The following is a 16,629-nucleotide window of genomic DNA, read 5'->3' as shown; positions in this document are numbered from 1 at the left end:
AGTTGCAGGATGTAACAGCCGCAGGGGACTTATCCCCTGCGGCTGTATCCGATAAACATTTTCAGACTTTAAAAAGAATATCTTTTTCTTACAAAAAGGATGCAGGTTAATGCAACCAGAACCAGCAGGCAAGCGGCAGGTTCTGGTACCGGTGCCGCTGCTGATCCGACGTTAATACTAGCCAGATCAGCGACCAGTACTTCACTGAGTGCATTGAAATCCAGGACAGCGCCTTCAAGAGTGAGTGAGCTGGTGCCGGAGGCGATGCCGGTAAAGAACAGTGATGCAAGAGGGATCACATTAGATGTAACGCCTCCAGACGCTAACAGTCCACCGTCAAAGGTGACCAGGTTGTCTGTTCCGCTCGGTGGAGTAAAACCGGCAAGATAATTTGCATTGATGAGAGCGCCAAAAGAGAGATTATCGAATTTCAGAATGCTTGGATCAAATGAAAGTGCCATGTTGAACCCGAAAAGTTCTTCTCCAGAAGTCAGCATGAGGTTGACATCCACCTGGCCGGAGCCGCCGGTCTGAATGGTCTGTGAAGCTGGGGTGAGAGAGACGGTGTAGGCCATGGCCTGACCGGCCAGGGCGATGCAGCAGAGCAGGCAGAGCAGAGTTATTATCTTCTTCATTTGAAACTCCTTTGTTGAATTTTAAATTTCTATATGCCTTTCATGACGTTATAGAAGAACTTTGCATCAAGTAGATCAACTTTGCCGTCGCTGTTTAAATCGAATGCAGGATTGCGAAGTGTTGTCTTACGAATTTCAGCCAATAGGATTGAGTAGTCAGTGTTGTCAACCTTGCCATCCTGGTTGAAGTCAGGCTTCTTGGGATCAAATCTGACCACATAGGGCCGCATCATTTCATTGTCTTCATGGTCGACGATATGGCAGTGCCAGACATATTCGCCAGGGACATCGAATTTGGCCTTGATTCGGGTGATTTGACCAGGAAGCGCAGCAACGGTGTCTTTATATCCTTTTTCATTGGGCTGGGCAGGTGAAGCCGAACCGATTGGAGCGAAGGTGAGCGGATCAAAATCTTGACGACCGGTTATCAGAACTCGCACCAAGTGCAGATGGATCGGATGGGCATCTACGGTGGTATTGAAAATTTCCCATTCCTCTGTGGCATTCAGAAGCGGTGTTTCAGTGACGCCATCCATCCAACGCAGTGGGATACTGGCCAGGCTGTTACTGTTGGGATCTGTGGCCAGAATGCCGAGTTTAGCGGCCTTGGGACCAAACGGGAACCCACCGGCAGCGGCGCAGTCAGCTGCGAAGCTGGGGGTGGGGCCTGGGTTGACGAACAGGGTGGTTATGCTGCCGTCAGGCAGGCTCTGGACACAAAGTACAGCCGATTCTTCTTCGTTGAGGGTCACCTGCCTGGTGTTGCTGGCAGGACCCAGTGGGCCTTCGGCCGGCAGAACAAGTTTCTCCGGTTCTGTGACGGTGTCATCGCCTGGTTGCTTCAAGGCATTATTGACCTTGAACTGCATCACCTGGCCACTTGTTTCGGGATCGGCCTGATCTGCCGGAGCGATCGGGAAGCCGTTGAAGGGGAAATCGGGAGCGGTATTTATCATGCGCACTATCGTTCCATTGGGCAGATCGCTGAAATCAATCAGTACATCGGCTCGCTCCGCCGGCATCATCAGCAGGGCTCGTTGGGGATCGTCAGCAGGGAGAGGGGAGGGAGTTGTGCCGTTCCCCGGAAGTGGCGTGGAAAAACCGGTTGAGATCATGGCAACCTTGGGGAGGAAGCCTTGCTCTGCTCCGATCTGGTAGAAAGGTATTTCGGTTCCCACCAGTTCTTCTTCCGGCGAACTGATCACTTTTAATGCCAGATTCAGACTGCGAGCGGTGCAACCATCCAGCAGGCGGAGCCGGTACAGGGCCGGAGCAACTTCAAGTTGCGGCCAGGTTGTACCGTTGACTACCATGGTGTTGTAGAATACTTCCGGATTCCATATAGGGGCTATATCCGAGATGGGTATATAAGGAATTTCGAGTATACCAGCCCCGGGGAATTGAGGAGGTTGTCCCGGTACATTCAAACCTTCGAAGAAAGCGCGGTTTGACGGGACAAAAAGTGATCCGTCGGCGTTGAACGAGCGGTCCTGGATTGCAACAGGGATTTCTCGGATTTTGACGCGCACGGATGCTGTAAAATTAGGATCACCGAGCCCGGTTTTGGGAGCCGGACCAGGTAGGCGTGCAGCATTGCCGTTGTTGTCTTTGACATAACTGTCGCCGTTAATCCCCCCCCGGACCAGCCAGAAACCGGCCGGACCAGCCATAACATTATTGCGGGTCATTCCGAGAGCATGATCATGGTACCAGAGTGTGGCTGCGGGTTGATTGTTTTCATAACCGTAGAAAGCTGAGCCGGGGACAGTGTTGCTGTTATCGAACTGAGTAAACTTTGAACCACGCTTGGCATATCCAGGAGGAATATTTTTTGCTGCCGGCAGCCACCATGCCTCGGGGTAGCCATCACTTTCCGGATTGACATGTGAGCCGTGTACGTGGGTAACCAGAGGAACCGGGCCCTTATAGGGTGCGGGATTCATGGTCATGCAGTCGGTATGGTTGCTGCCATCTGCACAGCCCACAGCTGGAGGATTTGCCCAGTGAAGGGTCTGGTCGACGGGGAAGAGGTGCGGCAGGAAATTGCCGTCGGCATCCTTAAGATCGTTGATCCAGCGTACCTTGGTCATAATTCCGGACGAGTTTTCCACAGTCAGGGCAGGGTAGTTGAAGGTGATATTTTGGGACAGCGGTACCGGTGCTGTGAAGTTGGCCGGCAGGTTGTCCTGTGCGCGGCCGTAACTCCAGACTGTTGTAGGCGCAAATGAATCGTTGCGGCCGTTGACCGTGTTCCAGACCCCACCCGGCAGAATCTGCTGCTTGAACTGTCGAACTGCGATATTGTAATCGGCAGCAGGAGTTCCGGGCTGGGTTGTACTCTTTGGCATTACAGGAGGTATGACCAGTGGGGTAACATATTTGGGGATGGTTGTGGGATCAAGCGTGCCACCTGGAACCGGTTGAGCACGGGCACCTGGTGTGTCCAGCTGTACAAACACAGATAAGGCCATTCCAATTGTTGCTGCGGATCTTACATTGATACGGTTTCGGGACATTTTTTTCTCCTTTCAAAATGGTGAAAATGTCCCTCCTGTTGATTTAATTAAATTAAATATCTTTAATATAATATGATAAAATATTGCAAGACAACTAAGACGGAACGCCATCTACCTTTGCAGGGCTGACAATGGAGATGATTCGGTTCAGACTTCTATTCGGAATTCAACTCCGTCATCAACATTGTAGGCGCTCAGGCGTCCGCCGCAGTTTTTCTCGATTATGACCTTTGACATGTAGAGGCCTATTCCCGTGCCTTTGCCATGCCCTTTTGTGGTGAAATAGGAGTCAAAAATCCTTGGGATCACTTCCGCTGGAATTCCACCGCCATTGTCACGGATTTTGACAACAGATGAATCGCCTTCATTGGCAATGGAGATACGGATAAGTGGTGAGGTGGGTTTCTTCTCTACCAGGACGTCTCTTGCATTGGCAATAATGTTAAGCAGCACCTGGAAGTATTCATTTTGATAGCCGATGGCCGTAACATCTCCGGATGCGTCAACTTCAACCTTGATGCTGCTGTTTTCAAGTGTTGCTGAGATGAAATTGAGGGTTTTGGAAATTACTTCATTAATCAGGAAAGCTTTCTTCTCTTTATCCTGTCTAAAAAAGTCTCGAAAGTCCTCAATGGTACGTGACATGAAAAATATAATTTCCATTGCTTCTCGACAATCCCCTCGGAGTATATCAGGGGTTAACTCGCCAATCTCCTGCATCAGCTGCATATTTTGAATAAGTAATCCCAGGTTGTTGAGTGGTTGACGCCATTGATGAGCGATATTGTTGATCATTTCTCCCATATCGGCTTGGCGGCTCTGTTTTATCAACATCTGGTCCTTGCGGTTGATTTCTGCCTCTGCTTCAAGAAGCCGCTGCTCAAGCAAGTATATCCGTTCCTCCATATTCCTCTTTTCGAGAGAGGAAAGTCTTGAGCTTTCATTGATGCTCTTGTTTGTCATGCAAGTCCTCGACAACAAAATTTTGAAGTGCGGCAGATCAGCTACACTATTTATATTTAAAAATTATAATTATAGTATCATCTAAAAGTCTCTTGTCACGTGAGGAACTGAATCCCTTATTGATCTCCCCAAATCATAATTTACAGCTCTGTTCTATGTTGGAGAGTCTATTCTGCTTGTAGTATTTACGCCGAGATTAATTTAAGACGATTACTTATGGTTTGACGAGTGACGCCTAACATAGAAGCGGCTACTGCCTGGCTGCCGCCTGATACTTTCATTGCTTCTCCGATCAAATAATCCTCGATTTCACGGAAAGTTGGCAAGCGACCAAAGATGGTGTAAATGCCATTGGATTCGCCTGAAAGAATGGGTGGCACAGGTGCAGGTCGCTGTGGCTGTGAGGAAAGAATTCCGGGAAAATTTTCCAGAGTAAGCATTCCCTCGTTACACCTTGCCATGGCATCAAAGACCCTGGCGTGCAGTTCTCTGACATTGCCTGGAAAGGGATATCCTGCTAATGCAGAAATGAGTTCTGGAGCAGGTGTTGGTCTGCGTTTACCAAAATGACGTGCTGCTACGTCGATAAAGGTGGTGAGTAAGAGAGGGATATCCTCCGGACGTTCGCGGAGGGCGGGGATGTGGATTTGGTGTGTGCAGAGACGATAGTAAAGATCACGGCGGAATCGTCCTTCCCTGATGCGTGCTTCCAGATCGATATTTGTGGCTAATACAATTCTGGCTGAACTGGTTTTAATAGTGTCAGCCCCCACAGGATAATATTCACGTTCCTGAAGAAGCCGTAAAAGTTTTACCTGTGACAGTTCATTCAAATCCCCAATCTCATCAAGAAAAAGTGTACCCATCCCGGCTTTGCTGACAAGTCCTTCACGAAACTGATCCGCACCAGTAAAGGCCCCTTTTTTATGTCCAAAAAGGGTGTCTGAAAACATGGCATCATCAAGTCCTGCCACATTGACACAGACAAATTCACCTTTCACGCCACTTATTTCATGAATGGAGTGAGCGAAAAGTTCCTTGCCCACACCCGTCTCTCCCGTAATAAGTACCGGCTGAGGAGAACTTGCAACCACTTCGGCGTATTGGAATATTGAACGCATTTTTCTGCTGGTGGTCTTAATTTCGGCAAAAGCCTCCGCATGTTCCAGACGATCATTCAGCAGATAATTTTTAAGGGAAGATACTTCATGAAGCAGGTCATCAAAATTGAGCGCATTTTTTACCGAATTTACCAATCGGTTCGCTTCCACTGGTTTGACAAGATAGTCAATTGCCCCTGACTTCATGCATTTAACAGCAGTATCCACCTCGCCAGCTCCGGTTTCCACGATGACCGGAATGTGGGGGTAGTCGTGATGAATAAGCGGCAGGAGATCTACCCCATTCATGTGCGGCATCATCAGATCTAGGATCACAAGCGAGACGTCGTGCTCCTCGAGAAAAGGAAGTGTAGCGCGACTGTCTGAAAGAGTAAGCACAGTGCCAATGCCTGCATTGAGCAGCAGCATTCGGGTTAACTCCAGGGCACGCGTATCGTCATCAACAAGTAAAACTGAAAATTGCCCGCCAGGTAAGGCCTTCATCAGCACTCCATCCTCTGTAGCCGGGCATCGAAAGGTTTGCCGCAGCACATTAATAGGTAAGACTATGTAGTAGTTTACCCTAGGATAACGCCTTGACAAGACCGTCGGAATTGAATCCGATCTCTGAAATGTGGAGGTATTTGTTTTTGAACAACTTTATTTAAATTTTTAATGTGTTCTTAAAGACCGGCTCCCTGAGCCGATTCCTTTTGAGGGAAAAGTGCTCCGGGTTGAATTTGGAAGATCGATACTTCAGGAATGGCGAAGGTAGAAGTGAGCAGCAAATTCATAAAGAGCAATTAGCAGGGAGAGTCAGGTATGGTCCGCCCAGGCGAAAACTTTTTGGAAGGAATGAACACTACTCTCTGTGACTGATGCAATGAAGATCCAATCCATACCGGTGCGCGGTGTTATCTCAAAAGTTTTTTCATTTCAAGTACATTGCCATTTTCGCATTTGCGATAGACGACCGTATCCATGAGTGACTTGATAATGAAAATACCGCGACCCTTTTCTATAAGATGATCGGTGTCGAAAACAGGGCTGGGCAGATCATTAAGATCGAATCCCTGCCCGCTGTCGTATACATCAATGCACAGCTCGGTGTCGGAAACCAGGATTCTGATGAACACATCCTTATCCGGATCAGCTGCATTGGCGTGTTTAATGGCATTTGTCATAGCCTCAGTCAATACTACGTTAAGATGCTGAGCCAAGGCATTTTTATCGCCGTCAAAACGGTCAAGTTCCTGAGCAAGATTTTCGCCTATTCTGCCGATCAGGCTCAGATAACGGGTCTGATTCGGCACCCTGATCTGAAGCTCTATCTCGTTCTTCATGGATTCCTCGCAGTTATGTGATGTGGTATCAGAAATTTCCCAAAGCCTCGTCAACCGTTGGAAATATATCAAAAACTCTGTGCAGGCGGGTCAGTTCGAACATTGATTTGACTTGGGACTGCAACCCGGAAAGTTTGAGAGTTCCTTGGCGGGTTGAGGAATTCTTGAAACCAGACACGAGTACACCGAGTCCAGAGCTGTCAATAAATCTTACTTCCTTGAGATCTATCACCAAGTCCTTGGCTCCTTCCTCGAACAGTCGGTTCATCTCTGATTTAAGTTCATCGGAATTATGTGCATCCAATCGTTCTTCACGTACAAAAATAACCTTTACCTTGGCATTTGTTTCAGTTTTCAGATTCATGATGGTTTCCTTTTTCTACTGAATTTTAAGAACAACTAAAGAAATATCGTCCTGGAAGCTCGACGAGCCGCTGTAGTTGATGACGGCGGCGTAAAGTGAGTCAATAATCTCTTTCGCCGGAAGATGGCTGACCGATTGCAGATGTTCACAGACTCTTAGCGGACCAAATAATTCGCCCTCCGGGCCGGCGGCTTCCGTCAATCCGTCGGTGTACAAAAGCATGACATCGCCCTTTATCAACTCAATTTGTCGTTCCTCAAACATTACTGAAGGCTTGACTCCAATAATGAGTCCTTCAGCATCAAGCTGAATGCATGAGGGGGAGCCTGCACGGCTGATGAGAGGAAGGTTATGGCCTGCATTGGCATAGGAAAACCTTCCTGTAGCAGGGTTGTATCTGCCATAAAACATGGTGATGAACAATTCAGCACGTGTCAGATCATCGTATAGCTGCCCATTGAGAAGCTGCAGGATAGCGCTGGCGCTATGGGCTGTGGTGAGTTGGGGGCGCAAGAGCGTGCGAACTTCGGCCATGATAAGCGCGGCTCCCACGCTGTGACCTGACACGTCGGCAATTAAAAGATCGAGTGTTTGTTCGTCACGCAGAAAGAAATCGTAATAATCTCCTCCTACGTGGGCGGCAGAAATGCATCGCCCAGCCATTTCGAGACCAAAAAGTTCCGGCGGTGCGGCCGGCAACAGCGACATTTGAATCTGTTGTGCAATCTCCATATCCCTAAGAACGCGGGCATTATGCAGGAGAGCCTGTTCTTTTTGTAAGCGTTCTTTTTCCTTGGCCTCAATCTCTCGCACAATAGTAACTGCCTGAGCAAGCTGTCCGGCCAAGCTGGCAAGAAGGCTGATAAATTCTTCAGTAAAAAGACCTGCTATGGTTTTGGAGTAGACCGAAATTATTCCTAGTGAAGGCTGACCTTCTCGCAGAATGGGAATATGTGCGAAGGAGACTATACCTTCAGCGATAGTCCGGTCGAGTTCTACTGTTTCGCCGGCCAATCTGGCATCGTTGACAAAATGTACCTTCCGATCAAACTGCACCATATCGCAGTATGGCTTGCTTTCCTGAAACCAGTGCTGGCTATTGATCGGACGGCGGTTACTCCCTTGGTAGCTCATGACAAAAAGAGAGTCATTTTCGTCACAGAGCTGAATCAGGGCCACATCCAGTTTGAATTCTTTTAACAGCAGATTCAACAGGTCATCAATTATGATTTGAAGATCCAAAGTGCGGTTTATTATCTCAGATGCCTTCAATCTGACGTAAAGTGCTTCCCGACTCTGGTCAAGGGAGGTTCTGACTGTGCTGAAGATATCATATACCGATTCCATCCGCGAACCCATGTCGGAGAGATAACTGTCGACAATGGCGCCGGCTGCGGCTGCACCAACTGATCCAGCCAAGGTTTTTTCGGTAAATCTCTTCAAATTGGGAAGTTCGAATTCAGAAACATTCCCGTCACTATTTGTTTTCTGTTCTCCAAGATAATTAGCTATGGCTCGTCTGGCATCCGTCTCACCGATAAATTTGGTCAATAGGGCCGTAAATTGTTTAATTGTCACTGGTTTTGAAAGTCGTTTGATTTCTTGAGGTGGATATGAATGTGCTTCCAGTTCAAAAACACCAATGAATTTGCGTACCTGCTCACGCTCTTTTTCGCTTTGTTGCAGAACAAGTGAACAGATGAGGTAAGAACTGATATTGAACAGCATACTCCAGAACAGGGAATGGCTCCAAAGGTCCATACCGGTAAGCCCAAAAAGAGCGGTTGGTTTGAGCATCTGAATACCAAATGGTCCGTTTTCCAGAAGATGGTTGGAGAACCATCCGGACTTGATCAAAGAAGGCAATAGGAGAGTGTAAAACCACGTGATAAAACCGAACAGGATGCCGCTGATTGCCCCAGTGCAATTTCCACGACGCCAGTAGAGCCCTCCCAGCATGGCCGGCATGAATTGACACGCAGCAGAGAAGGAGGTCAGTCCCATATTGACCAGCATGTATGTGTCGCCAACCATGCGGTAATAAAAATATCCAAGGAAGATAACCAGAAAAATACCAATTCGCTTAAGGTTTATGAGCAGTAGAGGGAACCAGCTTTGAGGCGTGAAGCGTACAATTACAGGCATGAAAATGTGGTTAAGCAGCATGGTAGAAATGGCCACTGCTTCGATCATCACCATGCCTGCAGCAGCGGAAAGTCCTCCCAGAAAAGCAAGCATGGCAATCGTATTGTGGCCGGTGAGGATAGGGATGCTGATCACGAAGAAATCGGCTCCAAGTGTGCTGCCAGTGGTCAAGACTCCGCCCAGGGCGATCGGGATTACGAACAGATTAATCAGAAACAGATAGACGGGGAACAGCCACATGGCAGTGGTAACATGACGCTCATCGGAATTTTCGATTACCATCACATGAAACTGGCGTGGCAGGAGCATTATTGCGCCCATTGACATGAACAGCATCGTGAAGGAAGGGGTAACATCTCCATTGCCGGGGTTGGCGGTAAAAGTGAAAAGATGGTTGAACTGCACCGGGTAAAGGTGCTGAAATTTAACAAAAATATCTCTGAATCCATCGAAAAGATAGTAGGTGATAAATGTGCCGACGCCCAGTAGGCTGACTAGTTTTACAAGGGATTCAAAAGCCACCGCTGCCACCAGGCCTTCGTGACGTTCCGATGAGACCAGGTTGCGGGCTCCGAAAATAACGCTGAAAATGGAGAGGATCAGGGTCAGCAGAAGCCCAATGGGCAGCTTGTAATCATGTATACCGTGGGAGATGTTTATCTCATCTCCCTTGAAGCCAGCGATCAAATGAAAACTGGTGGAAACCGCCTTTATCTGCAATGCGATATACGGCATGATTCCGAAAATCGCGATCATAGTGACCAGAGCGCCCAACCAGAGTGATTTGCCATATCTCAAGCTGATAAAGTCGGCAATGGAGGTGATGTTGTTTTCTTTGGCAATGAGAATTATGCGGCGTAGCAGAAAAAGCCATGAGAAGGCAGTCAACGAAGGGCCCAGGTAGATCATCACGAAGTCAATACCTGTTGTGGCTGCTTTGCCTACACTACCGTAGAAAGTCCATGATGTGCAGTAAACCGCAATGGAGAGTGTATAGATATATGGATTGCCTATGATGCTGCGTCCCTTTAACTTGCGCCTGTGGGCATACCAGGCAATCAGAAAGATCAGCAGGGTGTAGAGAAAGGAAATAATTGCTGCTTGGGCAAGTCCAGTTGTCAATGTTTGCGATTCTCCCGCTGACGTACTTCATTATGGCCGATAGCCAGTGTAAACAGGTAGATGACAAAGATGGAAACGGCCCAGCCAACGAAAAGGTAGAGGAAAAAAATCGGGAATCCCAGGACTATATTGGCTTTGTTGAATATATGCAGAAAAGGAAAGTTCATCATGATGATGCCCATGATGAAGAAGATGATCCAGGATTCGCGTAACTGCAACCTGCGTAGCAGCTTGTGGTGCAGGCGGTTGCGCATTTCAGCCGATCCTTTCGTAAATTATGCTGGTGAGGTAAGAAGGAGAGGCTGCAGGCAGAGAAATAAGCATGCCTTCTTGTTCTTCCGGTGGTTCAAACTCCTGTTGCTGAAGGGCCAATAGTTCGAAGCGACCGTCGGAAACCGATCTGCTCTCGGTGGAACGCTCGGCAAGTCTCCTACGATTTTCGGTGTCGTTGCAGGAAAGATGTAAAATAACAAAGGCAGCTGCGTATTGTGACGCGCATGATAGACATTGGGTGCGATTCTGTTTTCGAATAAAGGCGGCGTCGATGATAACGGAGCGGCCAGCAGCCAGCTCAGCTTCAGCCAATTTTATCAGCTCCTTGTAGGTATCCTTGTTTTTTTCATGCGAGTAGATACCCTCGCCATAAGAGACTGGCACCGGAGTTTCAGGATCAAGCCCTGCCAGTTTTTTACGTACAATATCGGAGCTTATCAGGGGAAGACCGAGTTCTAGAGAAAGTTGGGCCGCAAGCGTACTTTTACCGCTGCCCATGAGACCGCAGGTTATGAACAAGGTCTGCTGCAGTTTGCGGCGCTGAATGTACCCACGTGCGAGGCGAAAATATCCAATGGCTCTTGCCAATACCTTTTTACGATCAACCTGATCTATTGAAGGATCGTTGAGTATGAAACTCTCAACTTTCCCACGTACAAAAGCACGATAAATTTTGTAAAAATCGATAAGAAGAAGAATTCCTCGGTCGTCGGAGATTTCCATATAAGTATTAACAACGGTTTCTGCCAGATCATGCCGCCCATGGAAATCAAGATCCATCAATAGAAAGGCAACATCTGCGGCAGTATCGCAGCAGCGAAAACGTTCGTTAAACTCTATACAGTCAAAAATACAAACTTTGTCATTGTGCAGGCAGATGTTTTCTAGATGAATATCTCCATCGCATTCGCGGATGAATCCATTTTGGACTCGTTCGTTTAAATGCGCCGCATTCTCGGTGACAAAGTTGTTTACCCACGTCCGGATGTACTCCCGTTCCACGGCAGGCAAGGTGGTATTTTCAAAAGGCATGGCCTGTTCAAAGTTCTCCTGCCAATTGAACATGATCCGGTCCAGGCTGCCATATTCTGCTATGGTGGAGGAGGTGGGAGCATTGCGGTGAAATTCGGCAATGAGACGAGCAACCTCTTTCATTTCATCCGAGGTAATTTCCTTTTTAATCACAAGCTGGTCCAACATCCGAGCAGCAGGCAGACGCTTCATTTTTACGGCGTAATCTAAAACCGGTCCTTCTCCATAAAAAGCAGCACCATCTGGAGTTTTGCGCAATTCGACCACACCCTCGTAAATGTCGGGACAAAGGCGCCGGTTGTATTTAACCTCTTCATTACAGTAAAAACGTCTACGATCTATGGTTGAAAAATTGAGGAAACCAAAATCAACAGGTTTTTTGATTTTATAGGCGTGAGTTTCTGTGAGGAAAATCCATGAGACATGGGTTTGAACAAGTTCTACCTTGTTGGTTGGCTCGGGATACGCCTCGGATTTCAAAAGAGATTTGAGGATAGAACGTATCATTTCAGTACCTTTCGAGCCCAAGAGTACCATTAAAGCTCTTTATTCGCAAGCTCTTGAACTTTTCAACTTAGCAATACAATTTTACTGTAAGGACATGATATTAGCATTTTTAGTTCTAAAGGAATCATGTTATCGTGCACAAAATTGAGCAGGGGGAAAACCATGGCAATCAGTCAAAGCAATATTCTTCTAGAAAGTGACACCAACGAGTTGGAAATTGTTGAGTTCAGAATTGACGAAGTAGATTGGCATGGCAATGTCGTGCCGTGCCATTATGGCGTTAATGTAGCCAAGGTGAGAGAGATAATCCGTTTGCCGCAGATCTCTAGAGTGGTTAACGCCAAGCCCGGTGTTGAGGGTATGATCAAATTGCGTGATAAAGTTATTACGATCATTAACCTTGCCAAAGTACTCGGTAAGGAGACCGGGGAAATGGTGGCTGATCGGGTGGTAGTTCTTGAATTCAACAATTTGATGGTTGGCGTTCTGGTGCACTCAGTGTCCAGAATATATCGTATTTCCTGGAAAAATGTCGAGCCGCCGTCACGTTCAGTTCACAGTGATCAGGTTACTGGTTTGGTTAAAATGGATGACCGTATCATCCTGGTGCTCGACTTTGAAAAAATAGTTGGCGAACTTTGTTCCGAGAGTGCTCTGAAGCCTCTTGACGAAGCTGTTCTGCTTGATTCAACAGTTCACAATCGTGGTCGAAAGACCGTTCTGGTAGCTGATGACTCACTTTTTATTAGAAACACCATGTGTAATACTCTTCGCCAAGCCGGATATATTGTTGAGGAGGCGGAAGATGGTTCAATGGCATGGGAGATGATTCAAAAGAAGATGGAACAGAGTACCCAGGAAGGGAGTGACATCAGAAGCATTCTTAGTCTGCTGATAACTGATGTGGAGATGCCCCAGATGGATGGCCTTCATCTTACTTCCCTGGTTCGTAAGACAGATATGCTCAAAGACATTCCTGTGGTCATCTTCTCTTCACTTGCTTCCGAGGACAACAAACGAAAATGGGTAGGACTGGGTGCTAATCACATCCTCACAAAGCCTGATTTGCCGAATCTGGTTAAGGTCGCCGACGAATTGGCAGTGTATTAATTTTAGCTTGACTTCCGTTGGAGTGCTGTGATTAAGTTGCTGTCATGCTCAATTCTTGTTTTTTTGATACTTATTCCTTTTACTTTTGGTTCGGCTATTTTAAGCCGTCTGCCCGGGTAGAAGTGTAAGTTCAGAAGAGCGAACACAATTCAAACCACAAACCGGGGCAGACGGAAGTCTTCCCGGTTTTTTTTGTGCCTATATCTTTTCCGATACAGGTATCAGGCCGGGAATCTTCCCGGCCTTTTTTTGTGGGAAAGGGGAAGAGGTATGATTATCGTAATGAAGGCAGGGGCTGCGAAGAAAGATCGTGATGAGGTTTTGAAGCGTATTCGTGAGTTGGGGTATCGGCCCCACGTGATACACGGTGAAATACGTGATGTTATCGGCGCTGTAGGTGATGAACGGGGCAAAACAGTATTGCAGAGTATTGAATCGATGCATGGAGTCGAAAATGTTGTGCCGATTTTGCAGCCATACAAGCTGGCTTCAAAGGAAGTGAGAAAGGAGCCAAGCGTGGTGAGGATAAGCGATGAGGTGAGCATCGGCGGTGATCGACTCATCATAATGGCTGGCCCATGTTCGGTGGAAAGCGAACAACAGATAATGGAGTCGGCCCTGGCAGTCAAAAAGGCGGGGGCACATATCCTTCGGGGAGGAGCGTTCAAGCCTCGTACCTCTCCCTATTCCTTTCAGGGGTTGGAGGAGGATGGTCTCAAGCTCCTTGCCAAGGCCCGCGATCTTACCGGACTTCCCGTTGTCACTGAAGTAATTAACCCGGAAACGGCAGATCTTGTTGCTGAATATGCCGATATTCTGCAAATCGGTGCCCGAAATTCGCAGAATTTCGCTCTTCTGAAAAAAGTCGGTCAGCTTAAGCGACCTGTCCTGCTCAAAAGGGGAATGTCCATGACCATTCAGGAATTTTTGATGAGCGCGGAATACATCATGAGCGAAGGCAATCAGTCGGTTATTCTCTGCGAACGGGGTATTCGTACTTTCGAGACAGCCACCCGTAACACACTTGATCTGTCGGCCATTCCGGTGCTCAAGGAAAAAACCCATCTGCCGGTTGTGATAGATCCTTCTCACGGAACCGGCAATCATCATTATGTGGCACCCATGTGTTTTGCTGCAGCTGCCGCCGGAGCAGACGGCTTGATCGTAGAAGTGCATCCTGACCCGGAGCACGCTTCAAGTGATGGTCCACAGTCTCTTAAGCCTGCCAAGTTTGATCGTATGATGGAAAAGTTAAAGTTATTTGCAGAAGCTGCCGGAAAGACATTATAAGGGATATAGAAACGTGGGACAGGGGCGCAGGCTTCGTCCCACGTTCTGTAACAACCAATAGGCGATATTTCTTAAAATAGGATTAACCCTTCCTCAAATTACGAGTTGCACGGCGCAACCAATTACACTACCATGCGCCAGATTAATTTTGCTAAGGAGGGGTTTCATGCGGTTTCCTTTTCTCCTTTTTCTTCTGTTTTTCCTGGTCCTGATTTCCCCTTCTCTTCCTTCTGCTGCAACCGATGCGGTTATTTTTGAACAGGCTGTATCGGAAACTCTTGATCTCTGGCGTGAAGGGCGTTATGAGCAGCTTTTTGACCGGCTTGCTCACCGTGGTAAAATGTCCCGAGAGCGTTTCGCCATCAGAATGCGCGAAACCTCCATCCGGCCTGCTTGTTGCTGGCAGAAAATGGAACATTTATCGGTACTTAGTGAAAAACGCACCACTGCTACGATCTATGTCAAGGTAGGCTTGGAAGGCACACCGAATCCTGTCGATTCAAGTACTCGTGAATTCAAGCTCACCAACGAAGCGGGTTTATGGAAGATGCAGCTGGCAGATATAAGCAGTCTTGCCGGAATGTCGACTGTAAAGAAATCCCGGCACTCAAAGAAACATATCAGCCACTAAAACATCTTCAGCAAGCTGCCAGGAGAAAATAATGAAAGATGAACAGGTTCATAAAACACCGCTGAATGAGAAGCATCGTGCCCTTCACGCCCTTATGGCGCCTTTTGGGGGATGGGACATGCCCATTCAGTATGAAGGTATCATCGCTGAACACTCTTGGTGCCGTAATAAGGCGGCCCTGTTCGATATCTGCCATATGGGAGAATTCTTATTTCAGGGGGACATCGAGGCAGATGGCCTGGAGGGCGTATTCACCTTTTCTGTTAAAACTATTCCTGTGGGACGCTCACGTTACGGATTTTTGCTAAACGAAAAGGCGGGCATTATTGATGACCTGATCGTTTTCCGGCTGGCAGAAGACAAGGCCATGATTGTTGTCAATGCAGCTACTGCAGAAAATGACTTTGCGGTGATACAGAACAGGGTAAAGGCAGGGTCGCTAAAAAACATCACATGCAGTACCGGCAAACTGGACCTCCAGGGGCCGCTTTCTCGTGAGGTTCTCGTATCTGCCTTTGGTCCGGAAATAGCGGCTATACCTTATTTCAAGTTCATAACCATGAATATTCTCGGTTGTGAAGCGATTGTCAGCCGCACAGGATATACCGGAGAACTTGGTTATGAAATATTCCTTTCCGCTGAAAAAGTAAGTGAATTGTGGGATCGCTTGTTGCAAGATGAGCGTGTCAGACCAGCAGGGCTTGGTGCACGTGATGTTCTCCGGCTCGAAGTGGGTTATTCTTTATATGGAAGTGATATTGATGAATCCACTACTCCGTTAGATGCGGGTCTTGAAGCCTTTGTCAATTTCGATAAAACTTTTGTGGGCAAGGATGCACTGCTTCGACAGAAAGAACAGGGAACCAATCGTCGCAAAGTTGCTTTTAAAGTTGCCGGGCGACGTTCGCCGCGTCACGATTACGAAATATGTTTCGAAGGTGCAGGTGCGGGAAAAGTAACCAGCGGAGTGTTTTCTCCCATGCTTGGATGCGGCATTGGTATCGGATTCGTAAAACCAGAACTGGCTGCGATCGGTTCTCCGCTCACCATTCGCCAAGAGAGGATCAGCATGGAGGCAACAGTCTGCGAGCTGCCCTTTTATCGTGGGGGTTCTCTCAGATCATGAAGATTTTTATTGGGCATGTTCTTTAACTTCGGGTTAATCATACAGTACACAAAAACAGGAGGGTATGATGAGTATCTATTTCACAAAGGATCACGAGTGGGTCAAAATCAAAGATGGAATCGCTGCAGTCGGCATCAGCGAACATGCGGCTCATGAACTTGGGGATATCACTTTTGTAGAATTGCCGCAGATCGGTAAAACGGTCAAGCAATTTGAAGTGCTGGGTAGCATAGAGTCTGTAAAGGCTGCCAGTGATATCTTTTCCCCTGTTTCAGGCAAGGTGACCAAGGTCAACGAAGCACTGGATGCTGCCCCCGAGATCGTTAATGAAAGTGCTGAAGATGCAGGTTGGATGGCTTGGCTGGAGCTTGCGGACGAAGCTGAACTTGGCAACCTGATGAACAAGGAACAGTACGAAGAATTTTTGAAAACTCTTTGAACGGCGTGGGTAGCAAATTTATAAACTGGAGAT

The 16,629-nt window shown here is 47.5% G+C and carries 14 protein-coding genes; 5 read left to right on the top strand and 9 right to left on the bottom strand.

The window, feature by feature from the left end; all coding sequences use genetic code 11:
• Positions 1 to 68: 68 nt before the first annotated feature.
• From KJB30_RS08465 to KJB30_RS08425, 9 genes are all read right to left on the bottom strand, one after another.
• Positions 69 to 635: a cohesin domain-containing protein gene (locus tag KJB30_RS08465; protein ID WP_214297979.1), complete on the bottom strand. Its 567-nt coding sequence runs from the start codon at positions 633 to 635 to the stop codon at positions 69 to 71.
• A gap of 29 nt (positions 636 to 664) precedes the next feature.
• Complete coding sequence (locus tag KJB30_RS08460; RefSeq protein ID WP_214297977.1) at positions 665 to 3,151, bottom strand: multicopper oxidase domain-containing protein; 2,487 nt, start codon at positions 3,149 to 3,151, stop codon at positions 665 to 667.
• Between the two features lie 147 nt (positions 3,152 to 3,298).
• Positions 3,299 to 4,114: a sensor histidine kinase gene (locus KJB30_RS08455; protein ID WP_214297975.1), complete on the bottom strand. Its 816-nt coding sequence runs from the start codon at positions 4,112 to 4,114 to the stop codon at positions 3,299 to 3,301.
• A gap of 185 nt (positions 4,115 to 4,299) precedes the next feature.
• A complete protein-coding gene (locus tag KJB30_RS08450) occupies positions 4,300 to 5,718 on the bottom strand; it encodes a sigma-54-dependent transcriptional regulator (RefSeq protein WP_214297973.1) in 1,419 nt (472 codons plus the stop codon).
• 410 nt (positions 5,719 to 6,128) lie between these two features.
• Positions 6,129 to 6,557, bottom strand: coding sequence for an ATP-binding protein (locus KJB30_RS08445; RefSeq protein ID WP_214297971.1), 429 nt, complete (start codon positions 6,555 to 6,557; stop codon positions 6,129 to 6,131).
• A 28-nt stretch (positions 6,558 to 6,585) separates the two neighbouring features.
• Positions 6,586 to 6,921: an STAS domain-containing protein gene (locus tag KJB30_RS08440; protein ID WP_214297969.1), complete on the bottom strand. Its 336-nt coding sequence runs from the start codon at positions 6,919 to 6,921 to the stop codon at positions 6,586 to 6,588.
• 15 nt (positions 6,922 to 6,936) lie between these two features.
• Positions 6,937 to 10,188 carry a SpoIIE family protein phosphatase gene (locus KJB30_RS08435; RefSeq protein WP_214297967.1) on the bottom strand — a complete coding sequence of 1,084 codons (3,252 nt, stop codon included), beginning with the start codon at positions 10,186 to 10,188 and terminating at the stop codon, positions 6,937 to 6,939.
• On the bottom strand, positions 10,185 to 10,442 hold the full coding sequence (locus KJB30_RS08430; protein ID WP_214297965.1) for a hypothetical protein: 258 nt from the start codon (positions 10,440 to 10,442) through the stop codon (positions 10,185 to 10,187). The genes KJB30_RS08435 and KJB30_RS08430 overlap by 4 nt, the downstream gene beginning before the upstream one ends.
• 1 nt (position 10,443) lies before the next feature.
• Positions 10,444 to 12,000, bottom strand: coding sequence for a bifunctional aminoglycoside phosphotransferase/ATP-binding protein (locus KJB30_RS08425; RefSeq protein WP_214297964.1), 1,557 nt, complete (start codon positions 11,998 to 12,000; stop codon positions 10,444 to 10,446).
• A gap of 168 nt (positions 12,001 to 12,168) precedes the next feature.
• Here KJB30_RS08425 and KJB30_RS08420 point away from each other — a divergent pair, with 168 nt between their 5' ends.
• The 5 genes from KJB30_RS08420 to gcvH all read left to right on the top strand — a co-directional run bounded on the left by KJB30_RS08420 (position 12,169) and on the right by gcvH (position 16,596).
• Positions 12,169 to 13,110, top strand: a complete 942-nt coding sequence (locus KJB30_RS08420; RefSeq protein WP_214298035.1) for a chemotaxis protein — start codon at positions 12,169 to 12,171, stop codon at positions 13,108 to 13,110.
• A 270-nt stretch (positions 13,111 to 13,380) separates the two neighbouring features.
• Positions 13,381 to 14,400 carry a 3-deoxy-7-phosphoheptulonate synthase gene (gene aroF / locus KJB30_RS08415; RefSeq protein WP_214297962.1) on the top strand — a complete coding sequence of 340 codons (1,020 nt, stop codon included), beginning with the start codon at positions 13,381 to 13,383 and terminating at the stop codon, positions 14,398 to 14,400.
• 166 nt (positions 14,401 to 14,566) lie between these two features.
• Complete coding sequence (locus KJB30_RS08410; RefSeq protein WP_214297961.1) at positions 14,567 to 15,031, top strand: hypothetical protein; 465 nt, start codon at positions 14,567 to 14,569, stop codon at positions 15,029 to 15,031.
• A gap of 31 nt (positions 15,032 to 15,062) precedes the next feature.
• A complete protein-coding gene (gene gcvT / locus KJB30_RS08405; protein ID WP_214297959.1) occupies positions 15,063 to 16,157 on the top strand; it encodes a glycine cleavage system aminomethyltransferase GcvT in 1,095 nt (364 codons plus the stop codon).
• A 67-nt stretch (positions 16,158 to 16,224) separates the two neighbouring features.
• Positions 16,225 to 16,596, top strand: coding sequence for a glycine cleavage system protein GcvH (gene gcvH / locus KJB30_RS08400; protein WP_214297957.1), 372 nt, complete (start codon positions 16,225 to 16,227; stop codon positions 16,594 to 16,596).
• The last annotated feature ends 33 nt before the right edge of the window (positions 16,597 to 16,629 follow it).

Origin of the sequence: Pelotalea chapellei, from assembly GCF_018531195.1 — a bacterium.
GTDB classification, from domain to species: Bacteria; Desulfobacterota; Desulfuromonadia; order Geobacterales; family Pseudopelobacteraceae; genus Pelotalea; species Pelotalea chapellei.
This window is presented reverse-complemented; position numbering and strand designations above follow the sequence as displayed.